This is a genomic window from Leptolyngbya cf. ectocarpi LEGE 11479 (genome assembly GCF_015207065.1).
GTDB lineage: Bacteria > Cyanobacteriota > Cyanobacteriia > Phormidesmidales > Phormidesmidaceae > Leptothoe > Leptothoe ectocarpi.
Genome location: NZ_JADEXP010000028.1, coordinates 1 through 16,761 on the forward strand (window position 1 = coordinate 1; position 16,761 = coordinate 16,761).

Below are 16,761 nucleotides of genomic sequence, written 5' to 3' on the forward strand. Positions count from 1 at the left end.
GAAGTACAGGAGCGCTATCTGGAAATTCGCGAGGGCACTACAGGTACTGTAATCACAACTATTGAGCTGCTATCACCCAAAAATAAACGCTCAGGTGCAGGACGTGATGCCTATTTGCAAAAGCGGCAGCAGGTGCTGGGTAGTCGTACAAATTTTGTGGAAATTGACCTATTGCGAGGTGGCCGCCCTTTGCCGATGAAGGGCAATATGGCTTCAGATTATCGAATTTTGATTAGTCGTAGTTGCGATCGCCCCCAAGCTCAGCTCTATGGGTTTAACCTAGGCCAAGAGATTCCAGCCTTTGGAGTGCCATTACAAGCGGACGAGACAGAGCCGATATTGCAATTACAGCCACTGATATCTCAAATATATGACAGGGCTCGGTTTGAGTTAGCAATCGATTATGGTCAAGTGCTTTCCCCACAGCTTAATGGTGCAGAACAAACGTGGGTGCTGGAATATCTGTGATACTAAAATTCTTTAGCCTCTTAGAAATTAGAAAAAGTCTAATCCAGCTCCAGATAGGTCAAAAGTAGAGTAATATTTGCTGACGAAGGCTGTTGCTTATACTTACGAAGATACTCAATCAGTTCAGCTTTATTAAGCTGAGGAAACCAAAACCTCAATAGTTGAGTGACCTTTGTGCCGATGAATAATCCTTGCACCAGAGTCGTTACATTGGCCGAACGCCGGTCTAAACTAGCTCCACTAAAGTCAATCAGGACTGGAGTGTCAGATTGAACTAAAGCATGGGCGGTAATGCAGCGTAAGTCGCCATGATCCATACCAGCTTGATCCAGCCGGTATGCCTGATAGATAAGCTGTGAAACTACGCTATGAATTGCCTCAGCGGGCTGAGGCTGCAGCAGCCAGTCCACCAGCGTTGGCCCCTTAACATAGTCCATTAGCAAAAAGTTATCGCTATGGGCGATGTACTGCGGACCCACACTGACCGCATTTGCCCGCATCAGCATGTCCGCTTCCCGGTGTAAGCTCGCTTGAGGCGCAGGCTCCCGACGAATTTTGAGTACTCGATCGCTGCCGCCATGGCGCACTCGCAACACCACACCGCAGTAACCCAGACCGAGCATCTTCAAACCTGCTAAGGTCTCTGGGCCGTAGTCATACACTGCCTCAATACCCAATGTCTGTAGCTCAACCCAGCGGTGAGTCAGAGTCTCCGCATCACCGCTGGGATAGGCTAAGAGCTGCCTAGCCAGACTTTGCCAAAACTGCTCTAGGCTGAGAACACTCTCCATGGAGTCAATAATCTAGACCAATAGATTAGGCCAGTAGATAACGGGCCAGCTCGATAGTGAAGTAAGTGGCATCGCCTGCGTCCCCTGCTAGCACGTTAAACGGTGCTTCGGGAGTACCGAGATTACTAAGCACCAGCTTCGCAGCCGTAAAGTCTTGATTCCGGGTGTACTCGTTAACGGTAACCACGGTCTTGAGACCGGTGGGTGTGGCAGAGCGAAGGCCGTTATTAGTGTCCTCAAAGGCGAGACAGTTATCAGCCGGTAAATCGAGATGCTCTAAGGCGTACTCAAAGATATCGGGGGCTGGCTTTTTCTTAGGAACCATGTCACCAGCGGCGATGACGTCAAACCAGTTGAGGCTGTCGGCACCGAGGGTGTTTTCTAGCAGGGCTTGCACATTGGCAGGGGTGGTAGTGGTTGCGATCGCAAGTCTCACCCCCTCACTCCGCGCCTCATTCAGCAACCGTTCCACCCCCGGACGCAGGGGAATTTTGCCAGCCGCCGCATACTGTTTGTAATACTGGGTTTTAGTAGCATGCAAATGCTTAATCATGGCATCGAGATCGCTAAAGCCCGCAGGCAGCTGAAACCCGTTGAGATAATCTTGCACATAGGCCCGAATTCGTTCCTTCCCACCAGATACCTCAAGCAGCTTGCCATAAAGTTCCGGTGTCCAGTCCCAATCTAGACCTGTATCCGCAAAAGCTTGGTTGAAGGCAGGCCGATGGCCATCCCGCTCCGTTTCGGCCAGGGTGCCATCCACATCAAAAATCAACGACTTTAGCTCTGCCACAAACTTCTCCTGTTAACTGACTAGGGCTAATTTTACCGCCATTGGGAATCTGGTCCATAGATAGCAGACGGTCACAAGTTCTCAACTCGTAGGGTTTGCTACAAACAGCCATCGCCTGAACTTGATATGTTGAATTTGGACGGCAGAGCTCGCTGACTCCTTGAGGACTGTAGCTGGCTCTGCCGTTCATATACTCATGTGCCTAGTCAGGCATTTCTCGAAGCGTTTCAAAAAAGCTCAGCCCTAGCGTTGGGCTTTTTTCTTTTAATAGCCTTGACGAATATCAACCTGATTTAACAAGGACTCTCCAGACTCCATTCGTCGGTAGTTTTCAACAATTTGCGGCGCGACCGACACTGGATCGGTCAGGCTAGCAATGTGGGGAGTGATGGTAATTTTAGGATGGGTCCAAAAGGGGTGCTCTTGGGGCAAAGGTTCTTGACGAAATACATCCAAACAAGCCCCAGCTAGATAATTGTTATCTAGCAATGAGAGTAAATCTTCTTCCACCAGGTGATGCCCCCGAGCCACATTGATTAAGTAGCCTCCTTGGGGGAGCTGACTTAAGGTTTCTATGTTGAGAATATTCTCAGTCTCAGCCGTTAACGGTAACAAGCAGACGAGAATTTCACTGGCCGCTAAGAAATTTGGTTGCTGTTGTTGCCCGGCAAATACTTGCACATCTGCAATGTTTTTTTCTCGTCGAGACCAGCCTAGTACCCTACATCCTAACTGGCTGAGACGCGTCGCCACAGCATGGCCAATTTGCCCCATACCCATCACGCCTATGGTGACTTGATCAAGATTGCGCGGTGGCAAAGGCCGCCACTGCCGCTGCTGTTGGAACTGCCCATAGTCTGACAGCTGGCGCACGTGGTTTAATACAGCCGCTAAGACATAGTCTCCCATCTGACGCACCAGCCGTGGGTCAACCATCCGCACAACTGTAGCCTGGGGAGGAATCGAACGATCTTGTAACAGATTATCCACCCCCGCTCCCATGGACGATATCACCTGCAGGTTGGGATACTGGGAGAAAATTCCCTGGGGCTGGGCCCACACCAGGGCAAAGGTAACATCAGCTTTGTTGCCATCGTCAGGCCATACTCGCAGATCTATTTCTGGGGCTAGGGCGTTGATAGCCTTTAGCCAAGGTGCAGGGTCTTTGGTTGGACAAATCAGACTCAGCGTCATGGATGTGGTGTCTACCGCAACAAATCTACATCAAACGGCCATCAAACTGCTGTCACCAACTGACTCGCCATGACCCGTTCAACAATCTGTCGTAGCGCTGCCGCAGCCCAATCTACATCCGCTTCTGTCGTCTGATGACCTAAGGTTAGACGAATGCCTGTCTTGGCTGCAGCATCGCTAAATCCCATCGCTTTTAGGATCGGACTGGGTGTGAGCGTTCCACTATGACATGCTGACCCTGCACTAATTCCAATACCCGCCAGATTTAGCTGACGCACCAAAGTTTTACCCGTCACTCGTTCACCATCGGCATTGGGCAGATAAAAACTCACATGGTGGGGCAAGCGCTGCTGGGGGTGCCCTGTGAGCACTAGCTCAGGATGGCTTTGCAACTGTTCGATTAAGCGATCGCGTAGTTTCAGCAGTCTCTGGTGTTCTGAGGAGAGTTCTTGCATGGCCAGATCTGCCGCCAGCCCAAAGCCAGCAAGCGTAGACACTGCCTGAGTCCCCGAGCGTAAATTATTCTCCTGTCCGCCGCCATTGATCAGCGGCATCAGGTCAATGCCCGGTTTCACATACAGCGCCCCCACCCCTTGGGGGCCATATAGCTTATGGCTAGAGATAGAGAGTAAATCCACCCCAAGGGTCTGCACATCAATCGGCAATCGACCGGCTACTTGGACAGCATCAGAATGAAAGAGAGGCTTAGAAAGAGAATCACTGGCCTGAATAACGGCGGCCAGCTCAGTAATCGGCTGTAAGGTACCTACTTCACTTTGGCCATAAATCACGGATACCAGCACCGTATCTTTGCGCAGTGCCTGAGCTAAGTCTGCTGGCTTAACCTGACCATAGCTATCCACTGGCAAACGGCTGATGCTCCAGCCGCGCTGCTCTAGCAGGGCCACAGGCTTTTCAATGGCAGAATGCTCCACAGCCGAGATAATCATATGACGGGGCTGACGATACTGTTGAGCCACCCCCATGATTGCCAGGTTATTGGCTTCGGTGCCGCTGGCGGTGAATGCAAGCGCGATCGCATCTGCCCCAATCAGCTCCGCCACCTGCAGCCGCGCCGTTTCCATCACTGTGGCCGCCCGACTCCCCCAGCTATGCAGGCTCGATGGATTTCCCCAGTCGTCTTTCATCACCGCCGCCATCACCGCAATTACCTCAGGCCGTGGCGGTGTCGTAGCGCTGTAGTCTAAATAGATCTGCATAATATGCCCGATTATCCGCCGATGAACTGCGCTAGATTTCGTCTGGCTCCTTACCCGAAACCACCGGAGCCGTTTTACTCAGCGCCAGTTTTGGATGCTCCCCTTCCACCTGCTGACAGTTCCATTCATTACGGAACAACAACACCGGACGGCCATAGCTGTCCTTTACTGTCACCGTATTAAACAATCGCCCTGCATCTTTGAGTGCCTCCCACCCTCCGGTCACCCAGCGGGCAACACTGTAGGGCAGCATATCCAACATCGTATCGACGTTGTACTCATTCTTGAGACGAAACTGCACCACTTCAAACTGCAGCTGTCCCACAGCGGCCAAAATCGGATCTCGCTTTGACTCATCGGCTGAGTACATAATCTGCACTGCGCCTTCTTCCCGTAGCTCGGTTACACCTTTGCGAAACTGCTTAAATTTAGACGGGTTGGGATTTTTGAGATAGGCAAATAGTTCGGGAGAGAAAAACGGAATGCCCTCGTACTCCAGCTTTTTGCCTTGATAAATGGTGTCACCAATGGCAAACACCCCCGGATTGTTTAAACCGATGACATCGCCTGGGTAGGCCGCTTCCAAAGACTCTCGCCCTTGACCAAACAACTTTTGTGGATGGGATAGTCTCACGTTTTTACCTGAGCGGGCATGGTTGACTACCATGTCTTTTTCAAATCGCCCCGAGCATACGCGCACAAAGGCAACGCGATCGCGATGTCGCGGATCCATATTGGCCTGCAGCTTAAACACAAACCCAGAAAACTCTTCGCGGGTGGGGGGCACCATACCCACAGTGCTCTCCCGAGGCCCCGGTTTGAGCGCAAAGTCTAAAAACGATTCTAAAAACAGTTCCACACCAAAGTTGGTCATGGCGCTGCCAAAAAATACAGGGGTCATTTCCCCACTGTGGACCAGTTCCAAATCCAGTTCCGGACCTAGCTCATCCAGCATTTCCAGCTCTTCTAAAAACTGGGTGTAGATGTCATCGTCACCGATCAGCTCTTCAATTCTGGGATCGCCCCAATCAAGCACCGTCTCAGCCGCTGCTTTGCTACCATGGGCCGACCGCTCAAATAAATGCACCTGTCGTTTGCGCCGGTCAAACACCCCCTTAAACCGGTCCCCCATACCAATGGGCCAGTTAACGGCATAGGTAAACAGCTCTAGCTCTTTCTCAATCTCATCTAAAAGTGCCAGGGGCTCTTGTCCAGGCCGGTCTAATTTATTGAAGAAGGTAAAAATTGGCAGTCCTCGCATTTTGCAAACTTCAAACAACTTGCGTGTCTGAGGCTCTAATCCCTTGGCCGCGTCTTCCAGCATGACCGCATTATCTGCAGCCGCCAAGGTGCGATAGGTGTCTTCACTAAAGTCCTGGTGACCAGGGGTATCCAGCAGGTTGATGCGATAGTCATCGTAGCTAAACTGCAGCACCGTTGACGTAATCGAGATGCCCCGCTGTTGTTCTAGCTCCATCCAGTCAGAGACAGCGTGTCGCTGCGCCCGACGCGCCTTAACCGATCCCGCTTCATGGATAGCCCCTCCATAGAGCAGAAGCTTCTCGGTTAGCGTTGTTTTACCGGCGTCAGGGTGGGAAATAATGGCAAAATTACGACGTTGCTCAACAGCCTCGTCGATATCTGCTGGAGACGATAGGGTAGTGGTCATGGAGGTGTTTCAGCTCTGTGAGCATGGCACAATCCTCAGGCTGAGCACTGAGGTAGCAACCATTGTACTGTCCGGTGCCTGCTAGAGACTACTAGCTGAAGACTACCAACCGCGACTACCAATCAGCATCATGGTGCTCCACCACCACTCCCTGGGTAGTCACCACCGTCAGGGGTAAATCGGCCTCAGCCTCACGGCGGGCAAACTGAACCACTTGCATACCTTGTGAATCGGGCTCTACGACCATCACATAGTGGTCGTCCTGCCATTGCAAATCCACCACATGATGGTGCATCAACCAGGCTTCGGCCAGGTTACCGGAATTGATGGCACTACCCTCACCATGGCTGTAGCAGTTGGCCCACACATCGTCGGCCACAGACCACAATCCTGACAAATTGACCGGTTCCATACGGGCACTTAAACCATAGGTGGTAAAGCTCAAAACATCGTGCTGCCAAAACCGATTGGCTGTCTGCTGAAATTCTTTATCCGCTAACAAGCTGCCATAACGTTCATCATCAGCCAGCTGCTTTTGCTGCTGATCCGGGCTAGGGCGCTGCCAGTCAGCCGCTTCACTACACACTAAAAACTCCGCAACAGCCTCTGCATTCGGGCTGGACACTGTTTGGTGCGTGGGAACGACAGCATCAGCAACTCTAATAAAATTACTGGCAGCCTTGACACCTCCGATTAGGCTGACTATGGCCAAAACCCACAGCCCCTGTTTACCGAACTGCTTAAATTTAGATGCAACCATAGCTAGCTCCCACTCCCCTATTTCAGAATCATTCCTGTTTTAAAAAATGGCCCTGTGGGTAGATATCCCCATAGATATCCCCGCTAAGGCCCATACCATAGACCGCTTGCCAGCTAATAGAACACGCTAGGAGCAGCATGCCTTGATAGCCGAGCCGAGCAGTCAAAATCAGTGGCTGTGTGACTTAAGCCTGATTTTGACTGCCCCTACAGACTTCCTGCTGCCTATGGGCTGCATCGGGACCACTGCAATAAAAAACGCAGATATTGCTGATCCCCGGTGTGGCTTTATCTGCAAAATATCGGCTAATAGCGTATTTCACAGATCGGTCTATCCCTTAAATCAGCAATGGCAAAACTCAAACTAAAGAAAACTAGATCTGATCTCAAGACAACAGCTTGTTCACAGATGCCTACGATGACAAGAACGGCCACTAGCTTTCAAGATATCTAACAAGTTGAGCTTCATTCTAGCGATCGCTACTTACGTATGCTTTTACCAATTTTATGAACATATTATGGAGCAGTCCGTAATAGAACGCACAGTCCTGTAGACCAGTTTTTAGAAAATGTAATGACTGGCCAGCAACAACAATATTTTTTGTTTGAAACCGTCATCACTCCATCGTCTACTACTGCGTCACCTTAGAAAAAGCCAAGGATTCAGACTAGTTTTCCTGCTGCCGTCGGGCTTGCTGCTGAGAATTGAGGCTATTACGCTCCCAGAAATAACCCCCGGCATATCCTTGAATCTCAGGCTGAGTAGTGGCTAGGTCTAGTCGTTTTTCAGCGATACAGGCATAGTCCTCATCCATTTCAATGCCGACGTATCTACGATTGAGTTTTTTGGCGACCACAGAGGTGGTACCTGATCCTAAAAATGGATCGAATACAAGATCCCCAGGTTGACTGCTAGCCAGAATGATTTTAGCGATCAGTTTTTCTGGTTTTTGCGTCGGGTGATCGGTATTTTCTGGCATTGACCAGAATGGGATCGAAATATCTGTCCATAGATTAGAGGGATGGGTAACGCGAAATTTTCCACGATCTGTCGTTTGCCAGTCTTTGGGATCGCCGTTGCGATCGCGATACGGAGCCAACACTCGACGCTTTAGCTTTACCGCCTCCACATCAAACCAATACTCATCAGACAGCGTGCCAAACCAAATGTCTTCCGATGAATTTTTCCAATTTTGTTTTGCCCCCCGCCCCTTTTCCCGCTCCCATGTAATCCGACTACGGACAATAAAATACTTTGAAAAAACGCTATACACCGCTGGAGACGACTGCCAATCACAACATATATAGCTCGATGCATGTGGCTTCAGTATCCTGACCACCTGGGACATCCAGCTATCCAACCAGGCTGCGTAAGCATCCGCCGACCGACGATTAAACGTTGAGCGATTAAAAACCTTAGAGCGATTATAGGGCGGGTCAACAACCAATAAATCAACAAACTCGTCTGGTAATAAAGGCAGGGCCTCAAACGTATCCTGACAAATAGTCACGTTTTCCAATATCTGCCGAGATTCATCTGGGGCCAGTTTCACCAGCTGTTGACAATACCCATGGCGCTCATCATCATTCAGCACTAGGGTGCGGTTATTGGGTGCTCGTTGCCTATCATCGTTCATCCGTTTTCCACTGGCCTATACAGCAGCATAGCAATTGTCTAGAATACCGCTGCCGTATTTAAAACATTAGCGGCCAACCCTTTGAAGTCAGCCGCTGAGCGTCTTATCTAAATGTCCAGACCAGTATCCAGACAAAAATCTATCGACCCATTGGGTCAACCTAAACTACCACCAAAAGAAACTAACGACGACGTAGACGAACCAGACCCAGCATACTCATACCAATGATGGCAGTCACCCCCATAGGCTCTGGAACATCAGTCGCATCAGGGTCTGAGTTCGTTAATCCCTTAATGGCAATCACAACATCATTAAAATCTCGATCATTTAAACGACCAGAGCGATCTTCAAAGCCCAATAGCAAAAAATCACCTGACTCATAGGCCGCAATATGGTCCTCACCATCAGGATTACTGGCAGAATCAATCCCATAGAGATTGCCATCGGCCTGTAGAAAGACATTTAAGATAGTACCGCTCGCAAACTCACCCAGTTGCTTACCCTCCCCCAGCGACAGGAGGCCATCTGCTTCAGGGATCAAACTATTAGGTGATGCAATATCATCCCAAATTGTCTCTAAGCTACCCCCAGCATCCGTTGAATAAAAAAGCTCCCCCCTGACAGCCGCCCCGTCATTAACAAAGAAAACCTCAATATTTTCTGCCCCTGTTTCCCAAGTCACATCATCGAGACTCACAGGGTTTAGAGCCGATTCCTCAATGGCCAACCGCTCTTCATTAGTCGCCAACTGATTAAATAACATCCATTGGTCATAACTGAGGCCATATTTACCCCCTAGCTGATTTTCATAATCAGCTCGATTGAGGTTTGCAGCCCAAGCATCTTGAGTTAAGCCTGTAATGGCAACGGCAGCGGCGCATACCGATGTTAATACGTTTATAAACTTCATGGTCATCACCCCTGTCTTGGCAAAAAAGAAAAACCTTGATCAACACGTGTTCTGCCACGATCTAAGTAAAAAAAGATACTGAATGACGTCAGTGTGACTATCGATTTCTGTCGTTGAAGTCATGCCACAATCAAGGCCAAATCTTTATGGATAATGAACCAGCCAGTCAGTGTTAATCACGACACCAGGACTACGTCGGATAGCTATTTCTCTCCCAGCCCAAGTGATAACGCCAGATGGTGCCCCTGTAGAGATGTAGGCACTCCCTGTGCAAGTCCTTGCGCCTCAGGCCATTGCCTATGTAGAGATAAAATTCACCGTAAATTCCACAGGGTATCCGTAATATCCATCTCGAAAAGCAGTCAATTTATCCATCCCTTCACCAAACTGCCTTAGGAATTTCACGTAGCGTTTTTACATCCCGATGAATATCTGGGGATGTTCGGTAGACGGGGGTAAAGCGATTAGTATGGATCAATACTCCGGTTATCAATTTCCCTCCTTCCCATGTTTGAAGCCCTCTCAGAACGATTTGAATCCGCATGGAAAACCCTACGCGGCCAAGATAAAATCTCTGACGCCAACATCAAAGAGGCGCTTCGGGAAGTTAGACGCGCACTGCTAGAAGCTGATGTCAGCTTTAACGTAGTCAAAGATTTTGTAGCCGACGTACAAGAAAAAGCTCAGGGTGCCGAGGTCGTCAGTGGAGTAGCCCCAGACCAACAGTTCATCAAAATTGTTTACGACGAACTGGTTGCCCTCATGGGGGATGCCAATGAGCCCCTAGCAGACGCCAGGAAAAAGCCTACCGTGGTGTTAATGGCTGGTTTGCAGGGTACGGGTAAAACCACCGCATCAGCTAAATTAGCTCTCCACCTACGTAAGCAAGAACGCTCAGCCATGTTGGTGGCAACCGATGTCTACCGTCCGGCGGCTGTAGATCAGCTAATCACCCTGGGAAAACAAATCGGTGTACCCGTGTTTGAAATGGGCACCGCCGCCAACCCCGTCGATATTGCCAAAGCCGGGATTGCCAAAGCCAAAGAAGACGGTATCGATACGGTCATTGTCGATACAGCGGGTCGACTACAAATCGATCAAGACATGATGGCTGAGCTGGAGCAAATCAAAACAGCCATTAACCCTAATGAAGTCCTGCTGGTAGTCGACGCCATGACAGGACAAGAAGCCGCCACCCTAACCCAAACATTTCATGGCCAGATTGGGATTACTGGCGCTATCTTGACCAAAATGGATGGCGATTCTCGTGGTGGAGCCGCCCTATCGATTCGGCAAATTTCAGGGCAACCCATTAAATTTATTGGTATCGGTGAAAAGGTAGAAGCACTACAGCCCTTCTATCCTGACCGCATGGCCTCTCGTATCTTGGGCATGGGAGATGTCCTCACCCTGGTAGAAAAGGCCCAGGAAGAAGTGGACATTGCCGATGCCGAGCAGCTGCAAGCCAAAATTTTAGAAGCCCGGTTTGACTTTAACGACTTTCTCAAGCAAACCCGCTTGATGAAAAACATGGGTTCGTTAACCGGCATCATGAAATTGATTCCGGGCATGTCTAACAAGCTGTCAGCCGACCAGCTACAGCAGGGGGAAACCCAGCTGCGACGTTGTGAAGCCATGATCAACTCCATGACCAAGCAGGAACGGGAAGATCCCGATCTGCTAGCAAATTCCCCCAGTCGTCGTCGCCGCATTGCCAAGGGATCCGGTTATGCTGACCGCGATATTAGTAAACTGGTCAGCGATTTCCAAAAAATGCGTTCAATGATGAAGCAAATGGGCCAGGGTGGTGGCATGCCCGGCATGGGTGGCGGATTCCCAGGCATGGGCGGATTCCCAGGTATGGGCGGCGGTATGCCGGACGGCATGCCCGGCATGGGCGGTGGTGGTCGCCCTGGTTTTCGTGGTTACAGCGGTGGCCCCAAAAAGAACAAAAAAAAGAAAAAGAAAAAAGGCTTTGGCACCCTTTAGCCCGTCTAGCACATCCATCTAATCGAAAGAGTCGCCATAGGGTCGATCTGGGCAACCTAGTCGGCATAAGTTGAAGCCACGTTTATCACACATATGAAAAAGCAGATTGGCCTTGGTTTACTTGCCTTGGGTATTGGTTTGCCCTGCTGGCTGTCCGGTAGTCCTAGCTATGGTTTGCCAGGATACTCCGTCAACGAGACGAAAACTTGGATGCAGGGACACCCCACGCTACGTGCCGATAGTCGTGAAGGACTGCGAGTGCATCGAGCCGATATTCCCTCTCGTCGCTTTACCTTTCAAGCCAGCGTTTTTCCCATCGGTGGCTTTCAACAAAGTGGAGATAGTTCGATATGGTCTGCTTCTAATAGGCAACCCAATCTCAGCATCATCCGTCGCGAAGAATTTTCCCTAGTGGACTACGACGAACCGGTCACCATTACACGTTTAGAAGAATCCCTACGCACTATCTATGGGCCAGAAACCTATGCCGACTATCGTCGAGCAGAGATCATTGATGGCTACATAACTGAAGTCCGTGGAATTCAAGGTGAGGTGCGTCTAGGGACTCTCTATGCCTACTGGGTTGAGATTACACCTGATGTAAATGGGGTAGCTACCATAGGTAAACTAAATGTCATTCTTCCTGAAGACGTAACCCGCTTACAAAGCTACCTCCAGCAACAGGCCGCCTTTAGATAATCGTTCAATTTTGCAGCCGCTGTTTGAGACTGCGCTGGGTCATAAACAAAGGACTGATCAGGCTAGCTGTGTACAGCGTCAGTTCACAGGCTGCCACGTCGTCATGGATAACGTCTTGGCGATAGCGAAGACAGTGAACCAATATCTTGCGGATATCATTCAGGCTGTACAGCAGCAGCATCGGCAGCCGTTGCCACGGGGAAATGCTCAACATGCGAGTACGATGGCGACTGAGCCCAATACCTCGACAAAGCTTTTGGAGGTATGGACGAGTCAACCGCACACTAGGAATTTGATGTTGTAATCGCATGTTGGGGTTATACCACACCTCCCATCCAGCTCGTTGAATATGTAAAATCGACTCCGTATCCTCACCAGTGAGCATACTAGTGCCTGTACGTCCGGTGAGGACAAGTTCTTCAGGAACGTGGTCCATCCAGACTTGGCGTCTGACGACCATTCCTGCTGATGGTGGAATCACCTTTTGCTTAGGCTCATACATCAGTGGTTGGGAGCCCCGTTCGGTCAGTGCTAAGAGGGCTGCAATCCGTTCAAAATTTTTTGGGGGATCAGTTTCAAAACTACCTTGAATGCGGCTAGCAACGACACCAGCCTGCGGATACTCTTGGGCAAACCGATAGGCGGAAATCAGCCAAGTCATACCCGGCAGAGTATCGTCATCTAAAAATCCCACTAGTGGACTGGCGGCAAGCTGAATAGCTTTTTGCCGAGCGTAGCCAGCACCTTGTCTGGTTTCCAACGCGTAGCGTAATGGAATATGTCGGCTCCACCCACGCTGATACTGTTGGACAATAGCCGCAGTATTGTCTGTACTGTTATTGTCAACAATAATGACTTCCCAACTAAGGTCATCGGTATTGAGCTGCCAGCACAGACATTCTAAAACAGCCGCCAAACGGTTACCACCGTTGTAGGTAGGGATAGCTACCGAAAAATCTAACCTAATCTTTTCGGGAAAGAATCGACTAAATACATGTCTTAATCCAACTAGGCGTTCGACATTTTTTAATCCGTTGATCATTCACAAACAGCCCAGAGAATTCTTTTATAAGAGCGTCTAGCCCGCTATCACGACCAGCTGACACTATTTTCAGAATTCCCATGAACAGAATTAATGTTACGAATGACCAACCACAATCCAACTGTTTACGCAGTTTTCACCAGAGTGCTCTGTAACTTAGAAAATTCAACGGACCCTACTGGATTCGAACCAGTGACCGACCGCTTAGAAGGCGGTTGCTCTATCCACTGAGCTAAGGGTCCCTACATATAACTCAACAGTAGCTCAATTAGACCGAACGAGATGGATGATGAATCAGTGCTATTTTGATGCAAATGTTGAATACAGTCTATAGGTTTAGGGGATGCTGACCACAATCTATCATGTCTACGAAGAGTCTAGAATACAGGCTCTGTGACCGGATAACAGCGAACTGGGTAAGCTGGGGTCACAAAATGGTTTTAGTCAACGGTTTTCTACTATCGTATTTCTACTAACGTAGTGAGTTAGGTCGAACTTACTGACAGTGACAGAAAAGCAGATTGGCTAGGGATTCATTCGCTAGGGTTAATAGTGTTTTGGCTCCTCGGGTTAGCATTTATCAGCGGCACTATGTTCATCTTAAAGCGCCAGGATGTGGAAATCGGCAGTTTTCAGCATCCGTCTAAAGAGCAAAAAATTCCGATTTTGTCTTATCAAGGGCAGACGTTTCGCCTGTTGAGTGTTTTTAATGCGGCCCAAGAAGAGGATGCCCGTAGCCTTTGGCGTGAGCTAACGGACAATCGTGGGAAAGCCTGTGTGCTACTCGAAGAGCCAGAGCGCTTTAGTGTATGGGGAAAGATTCAGCTAGAACACATTTCCTCAGAGGACACGGCGTCAAGAGATACGGCGGCTGGTGTAAGCAACGTATTTGTGAAAGCTGGGGTGCTGATTATTCAGGCGATGTATGAAGATATCGAAGATTTGATGGGCACTAAGCAAGCTAAACGCTTTGAAGGCGATCTGGCAACGCTCGGGCAACAGCTACGCCTCCCTCAAATGTCATCTGAAGAGTCAGTAACTAGTTTGCTGAAATTGGATCCCTTGTCTGCATCATTACCCCCGTGGCAGACCAATCATCTCAATGGCATATTTAAAGAACTCCACCGCATTGGTAGAAATTATTTTGGCCGTTCTAACTTTACAGAACGAGCTTTGGAAGCATTAGACGATCTGCCTTCTACTGAACGGGATACTTTTTTGACATGGTTGAAACAGCTCTCTAGCGGTCAGCTTTGGCAGTAGTCATAAAATGGGCATTGCTTTTTTTTGCAAACCTTGGTTTTTGGCCTAAAGTTTGGGTATGCTGCGTGTGCGCAAAGCCTGTCCCGATAAAGCTTGGTTATTTCTTTAACTGTGGTCAGTCTTGACTTCAGTTGCGCGGTATTCTGGGCTTAGCTGTACTCACCATTGGCTAGTTGGTTGTGACTGCGGCTGGGTTAATGTTTTGTCCTTGGTTTTAGATGGGTAGTCACTCATACCCATCGGTTTTATCTTTGGTGTTATTTCATTTGGGAGTAGAGCTTTGACTCAGTCCTCCAAGGCTTCTAAAGCCAACTCAGGCCAGTCTACTTTGATTCTTTGCCTTGGCTGGGGCATTATTTCCATCATTTTCTTTTTACTGTTTGGAGCGCTCGCACCCGGAGAAGATGCGCGACCGGACTGGTTTTTAACATCGATTAATTTTTTAGAGATTTTTGCTTTTCTTTTAGCGGCTTTTCTCTGTTTTCGAAATTCTGGCAGTTCGCAGATTATTAGTGGTCGAACTGTCTGGTTATCTCTGGGAATTGGCATGCTGGCCTATGCTGCGGGAACCGTTTTCTTTTTCTTGTGGGGTACGGTTTGGGGCTTGGATCCTTCTGTATCTATGGGCGACGGTTTTTATTTTATTAGCTATGTCGCCATGATCGTGGGTATGCTGTTGGCTGCTTTGCCACGCCGTATTGACCTGAGCGTGCCGCAGTGGGTGATGATTTTCGCAATTGGTGCGGCGGGAATCTTTCTGGCCTGTATTCTGAACTTTGGCTGGCCGTCAGCGGCGGCTCAGATATTGCCACAGCCGGCTATGGCTGCAGAAATACAGCTGGCGCAAGCACCTCCCGAATCAGACCCTGTGGTGGAACCGGCAGAAAACGCCGCTGAAGTTGAAGAAACGACTGACGATGCGGCTGAGGATGAAGTTGTGGCTGGTTTGTTACCGGCTCCAGGGTGGGCTCAGGCATTGGATCAGGGGCTAGAGCGATTTGAGGATCCGGTCACACTAATGTATGTTCTGGCGGATTGCGTTTTAGTCGTAATTGCGGCAGCGCTGCTGGTGGCATTTTGGGGGGGACGGTTTTCCCAGTCTTGGAAACTGATTGCGATCGCAACCTTCTGTCTATACATCGCCGATATGGCCTTTGCCGCTGTGGGCGATAACTATATCGAAGGAGCCCTATGGGAAGTCTTCTGGATTTTATCGGCCCTCTTCTTTGCCGCTGGAGCCGCCATCGAATATGACGTTTCTAAACGGTCGCGTCGGGGATCGCGTCGTCGGGCATGACACCACGCCTAAACCTGGCATACTAGAGAGACATTTTTACTAGCCCTTGTGGGTTGTTGCGAGTATGGCACCGCGCAAACTGTCTGACGCTGATAAACGTGATGTACTTGAAATATATCGGCAGCCAGGGGAAACCACCTCTACCATTGCCAAACGCTATAGCGTTAGCACAAGTACCATTAGCCGTATTCTGAAAACACAGCTGCCCGACGAGGAATATCGGGCACTTATTGCCCAAAAACGGTCAGGCCCATCGGAAAAGCCAGTTATTTCAGCGCCAAAACTGACCGACGAGAAGTCTAAGCCAGAGAAGCCTGTCCGTCGCGTTCGTACGAGATCGCGAACGAAGGACGATGCTCGCAAGTCCCAAGATGATGGTCAGTTGGTATTACTGAATGAGGAGGATACAGAGGAGAAGGTCACAGAGGAGAAGGTCACAGAGGAGAAGGCTCCTATACCCCCACCGCGAAAGCGAGATAATGTATCGGCTGTGACCGAATCGCGCACTGGGTCCGATGAGCATCGTCAGGATGATATTGAAGACGCGGAACTCGACGACGAGGACCTAGACGACGAGCTTGACGAGGACTTAGACGACCTTGATAGCGAACTCGATGACGACTTTGGCGATGACGACGAAGACGAAGACGATGAAGACGACGACGATGATGACGGTGATGCCTCTGAATCCGGGCTATTAGGAACGGCTGTAGAGATTATGCCCCTATCGGATGCCGTATTTCCCCGGACCTGTTATCTAGTCGTTGATCGCTTGTCTGAGCTGATTACCCATCCTTTAAAGGAATTTGCTGAACTCGGTGACGTTCCGGCGGAGCAGGAATCAGCCCTGACCTTACCGGTATTTGACAATCATCGCGTGGCCCGACGCTTTTCACGCCGCAACCAGCGGGTAATCAAGGTACCGGACGGTCAGCTAATTACCAAGGCGACGTCTTATCTACAGGCGAAGGGGATCACCCATTTATTAATCGATGGCAATATCTATTCGCTCTTGGGTTAGCATTTTTTC

At 49.6% G+C, this 16,761-nt stretch carries 15 protein-coding genes and 1 tRNA gene; 6 read left to right on the plus strand and 10 right to left on the minus strand.

What is annotated here, in order from left to right:
- Positions 1 to 468: DUF4058 family protein (locus IQ260_RS05405; RefSeq protein ID WP_193991565.1), on the plus strand; the 468-nt coding region annotated here is incomplete at its 5' end.
- 38 nt (positions 469 to 506) lie between these two features.
- Here IQ260_RS05405 and IQ260_RS05410 read toward each other — a convergent pair.
- The 8 genes from IQ260_RS05410 to IQ260_RS05445 form a co-directional block, all read right to left on the minus strand.
- The gene (locus IQ260_RS05410; protein ID WP_193991566.1) at positions 507 to 1,259 is read right to left on the minus strand and encodes an RIO1 family regulatory kinase/ATPase domain-containing protein; all 753 of its coding nucleotides are present in this window, start codon (positions 1,257 to 1,259) and stop codon (positions 507 to 509) included.
- Positions 1,260 to 1,284: 25 nt separating this feature from the next.
- A complete protein-coding gene (locus tag IQ260_RS05415) occupies positions 1,285 to 2,052 on the minus strand; it encodes an HAD family hydrolase (protein WP_193991568.1) in 768 nt (255 codons plus the stop codon).
- 264 nt (positions 2,053 to 2,316) lie between these two features.
- A complete protein-coding gene (locus IQ260_RS05420) occupies positions 2,317 to 3,246 on the minus strand; it encodes a 2-hydroxyacid dehydrogenase (protein WP_193991570.1) in 930 nt (309 codons plus the stop codon).
- Positions 3,247 to 3,287: 41 nt separating this feature from the next.
- Complete coding sequence (locus IQ260_RS05425; RefSeq protein ID WP_193991571.1) at positions 3,288 to 4,466, minus strand: cysteine desulfurase family protein; 1,179 nt, start codon at positions 4,464 to 4,466, stop codon at positions 3,288 to 3,290.
- A 31-nt stretch (positions 4,467 to 4,497) separates the two neighbouring features.
- Positions 4,498 to 6,135 (minus strand): peptide chain release factor 3, encoded by a 1,638-nt coding sequence (locus tag IQ260_RS05430; protein ID WP_193991573.1) that lies wholly within the window; start codon positions 6,133 to 6,135, stop codon positions 4,498 to 4,500.
- Positions 6,136 to 6,250: 115 nt separating this feature from the next.
- Positions 6,251 to 6,895 (minus strand): hypothetical protein, encoded by a 645-nt coding sequence (locus IQ260_RS05435; protein ID WP_193991575.1) that lies wholly within the window; start codon positions 6,893 to 6,895, stop codon positions 6,251 to 6,253.
- Between the two features lie 667 nt (positions 6,896 to 7,562).
- Positions 7,563 to 8,531 carry a DNA-methyltransferase gene (locus IQ260_RS05440; protein WP_193991577.1) on the minus strand — a complete coding sequence of 323 codons (969 nt, stop codon included), beginning with the start codon at positions 8,529 to 8,531 and terminating at the stop codon, positions 7,563 to 7,565.
- 181 nt (positions 8,532 to 8,712) lie between these two features.
- Positions 8,713 to 9,441 carry a DUF4114 domain-containing protein gene (locus tag IQ260_RS05445; protein ID WP_193991579.1) on the minus strand — a complete coding sequence of 243 codons (729 nt, stop codon included), beginning with the start codon at positions 9,439 to 9,441 and terminating at the stop codon, positions 8,713 to 8,715.
- Between the two features lie 507 nt (positions 9,442 to 9,948).
- Here IQ260_RS05445 and ffh point away from each other — a divergent pair.
- On the plus strand, positions 9,949 to 11,430 hold the full coding sequence (ffh, locus tag IQ260_RS05450; RefSeq protein ID WP_193991581.1) for a signal recognition particle protein: 1,482 nt from the start codon (positions 9,949 to 9,951) through the stop codon (positions 11,428 to 11,430).
- Positions 11,431 to 11,523: 93 nt separating this feature from the next.
- Complete coding sequence (locus IQ260_RS05455; RefSeq protein ID WP_193991583.1) at positions 11,524 to 12,129, plus strand: hypothetical protein; 606 nt, start codon at positions 11,524 to 11,526, stop codon at positions 12,127 to 12,129.
- Between the two features lie 4 nt (positions 12,130 to 12,133).
- On the opposite strand, the gene hpsE is transcribed toward IQ260_RS05455, so the two are convergent.
- Both hpsE and IQ260_RS05465 read right to left on the minus strand, forming a co-directional pair.
- Entirely contained in the window at positions 12,134 to 13,171 is a 1,038-nt protein-coding gene (hpsE, locus tag IQ260_RS05460; RefSeq protein ID WP_193991585.1) for a hormogonium polysaccharide biosynthesis glycosyltransferase HpsE, read from the minus strand.
- A gap of 169 nt (positions 13,172 to 13,340) precedes the next feature.
- A tRNA-Arg gene (locus tag IQ260_RS05465) sits at positions 13,341 to 13,413 on the minus strand.
- Positions 13,414 to 13,762: 349 nt separating this feature from the next.
- Here IQ260_RS05465 and IQ260_RS05470 point away from each other — a divergent pair.
- The 3 genes from IQ260_RS05470 to IQ260_RS05480 all read left to right on the plus strand — a co-directional run bounded on the left by IQ260_RS05470 (position 13,763) and on the right by IQ260_RS05480 (position 16,752).
- The gene (locus IQ260_RS05470) at positions 13,763 to 14,434 is read left to right on the plus strand and encodes an Npun_F0813 family protein (RefSeq protein ID WP_193991587.1); all 672 of its coding nucleotides are present in this window, start codon (positions 13,763 to 13,765) and stop codon (positions 14,432 to 14,434) included.
- Positions 14,435 to 14,714: 280 nt separating this feature from the next.
- Positions 14,715 to 15,731 (plus strand): hypothetical protein, encoded by a 1,017-nt coding sequence (locus IQ260_RS05475; RefSeq protein ID WP_193991588.1) that lies wholly within the window; start codon positions 14,715 to 14,717, stop codon positions 15,729 to 15,731.
- A 64-nt stretch (positions 15,732 to 15,795) separates the two neighbouring features.
- Complete coding sequence (locus tag IQ260_RS05480) at positions 15,796 to 16,752, plus strand: transposase (RefSeq protein ID WP_193991590.1); 957 nt, start codon at positions 15,796 to 15,798, stop codon at positions 16,750 to 16,752.
- The last annotated feature ends 9 nt before the right edge of the window (positions 16,753 to 16,761 follow it).

Bases quoted from the DNA above. Each gene is read 5' to 3' on its own strand.
- IQ260_RS05455 (WP_193991583.1), top strand. From the start codon at position 11,524: ATGAAAAAGCAGATTGGCCTTGGTTTACTTGCCTTGGGTATTGGTTTG.
- IQ260_RS05425 (WP_193991571.1), bottom strand. From the start codon at position 4,466: ATGCAGATCTATTTAGACTACAGCGCTACGACACCGCCACGGCCTGAG.
- IQ260_RS05470 (WP_193991587.1), top strand. From the start codon at position 13,763: ATGTTCATCTTAAAGCGCCAGGATGTGGAAATCGGCAGTTTTCAGCAT.
- IQ260_RS05440 (WP_193991577.1), bottom strand. From the start codon at position 8,531: ATGAACGATGATAGGCAACGAGCACCCAATAACCGCACCCTAGTGCTG.
- ffh (WP_193991581.1), top strand. From the start codon at position 9,949: ATGTTTGAAGCCCTCTCAGAACGATTTGAATCCGCATGGAAAACCCTA.
- IQ260_RS05420 (WP_193991570.1), bottom strand. From the start codon at position 3,246: ATGACGCTGAGTCTGATTTGTCCAACCAAAGACCCTGCACCTTGGCTA.
- IQ260_RS05480 (WP_193991590.1), top strand. From the start codon at position 15,796: ATGGCACCGCGCAAACTGTCTGACGCTGATAAACGTGATGTACTTGAA.
- IQ260_RS05430 (WP_193991573.1), bottom strand. From the start codon at position 6,135: ATGACCACTACCCTATCGTCTCCAGCAGATATCGACGAGGCTGTTGAG.
- IQ260_RS05435 (WP_193991575.1), bottom strand. From the start codon at position 6,895: ATGGTTGCATCTAAATTTAAGCAGTTCGGTAAACAGGGGCTGTGGGTT.
- IQ260_RS05445 (WP_193991579.1), bottom strand. From the start codon at position 9,441: ATGAAGTTTATAAACGTATTAACATCGGTATGCGCCGCTGCCGTTGCC.
- IQ260_RS05410 (WP_193991566.1), bottom strand. From the start codon at position 1,259: ATGGAGAGTGTTCTCAGCCTAGAGCAGTTTTGGCAAAGTCTGGCTAGG.
- hpsE (WP_193991585.1), bottom strand. From the start codon at position 13,171: ATGATCAACGGATTAAAAAATGTCGAACGCCTAGTTGGATTAAGACAT.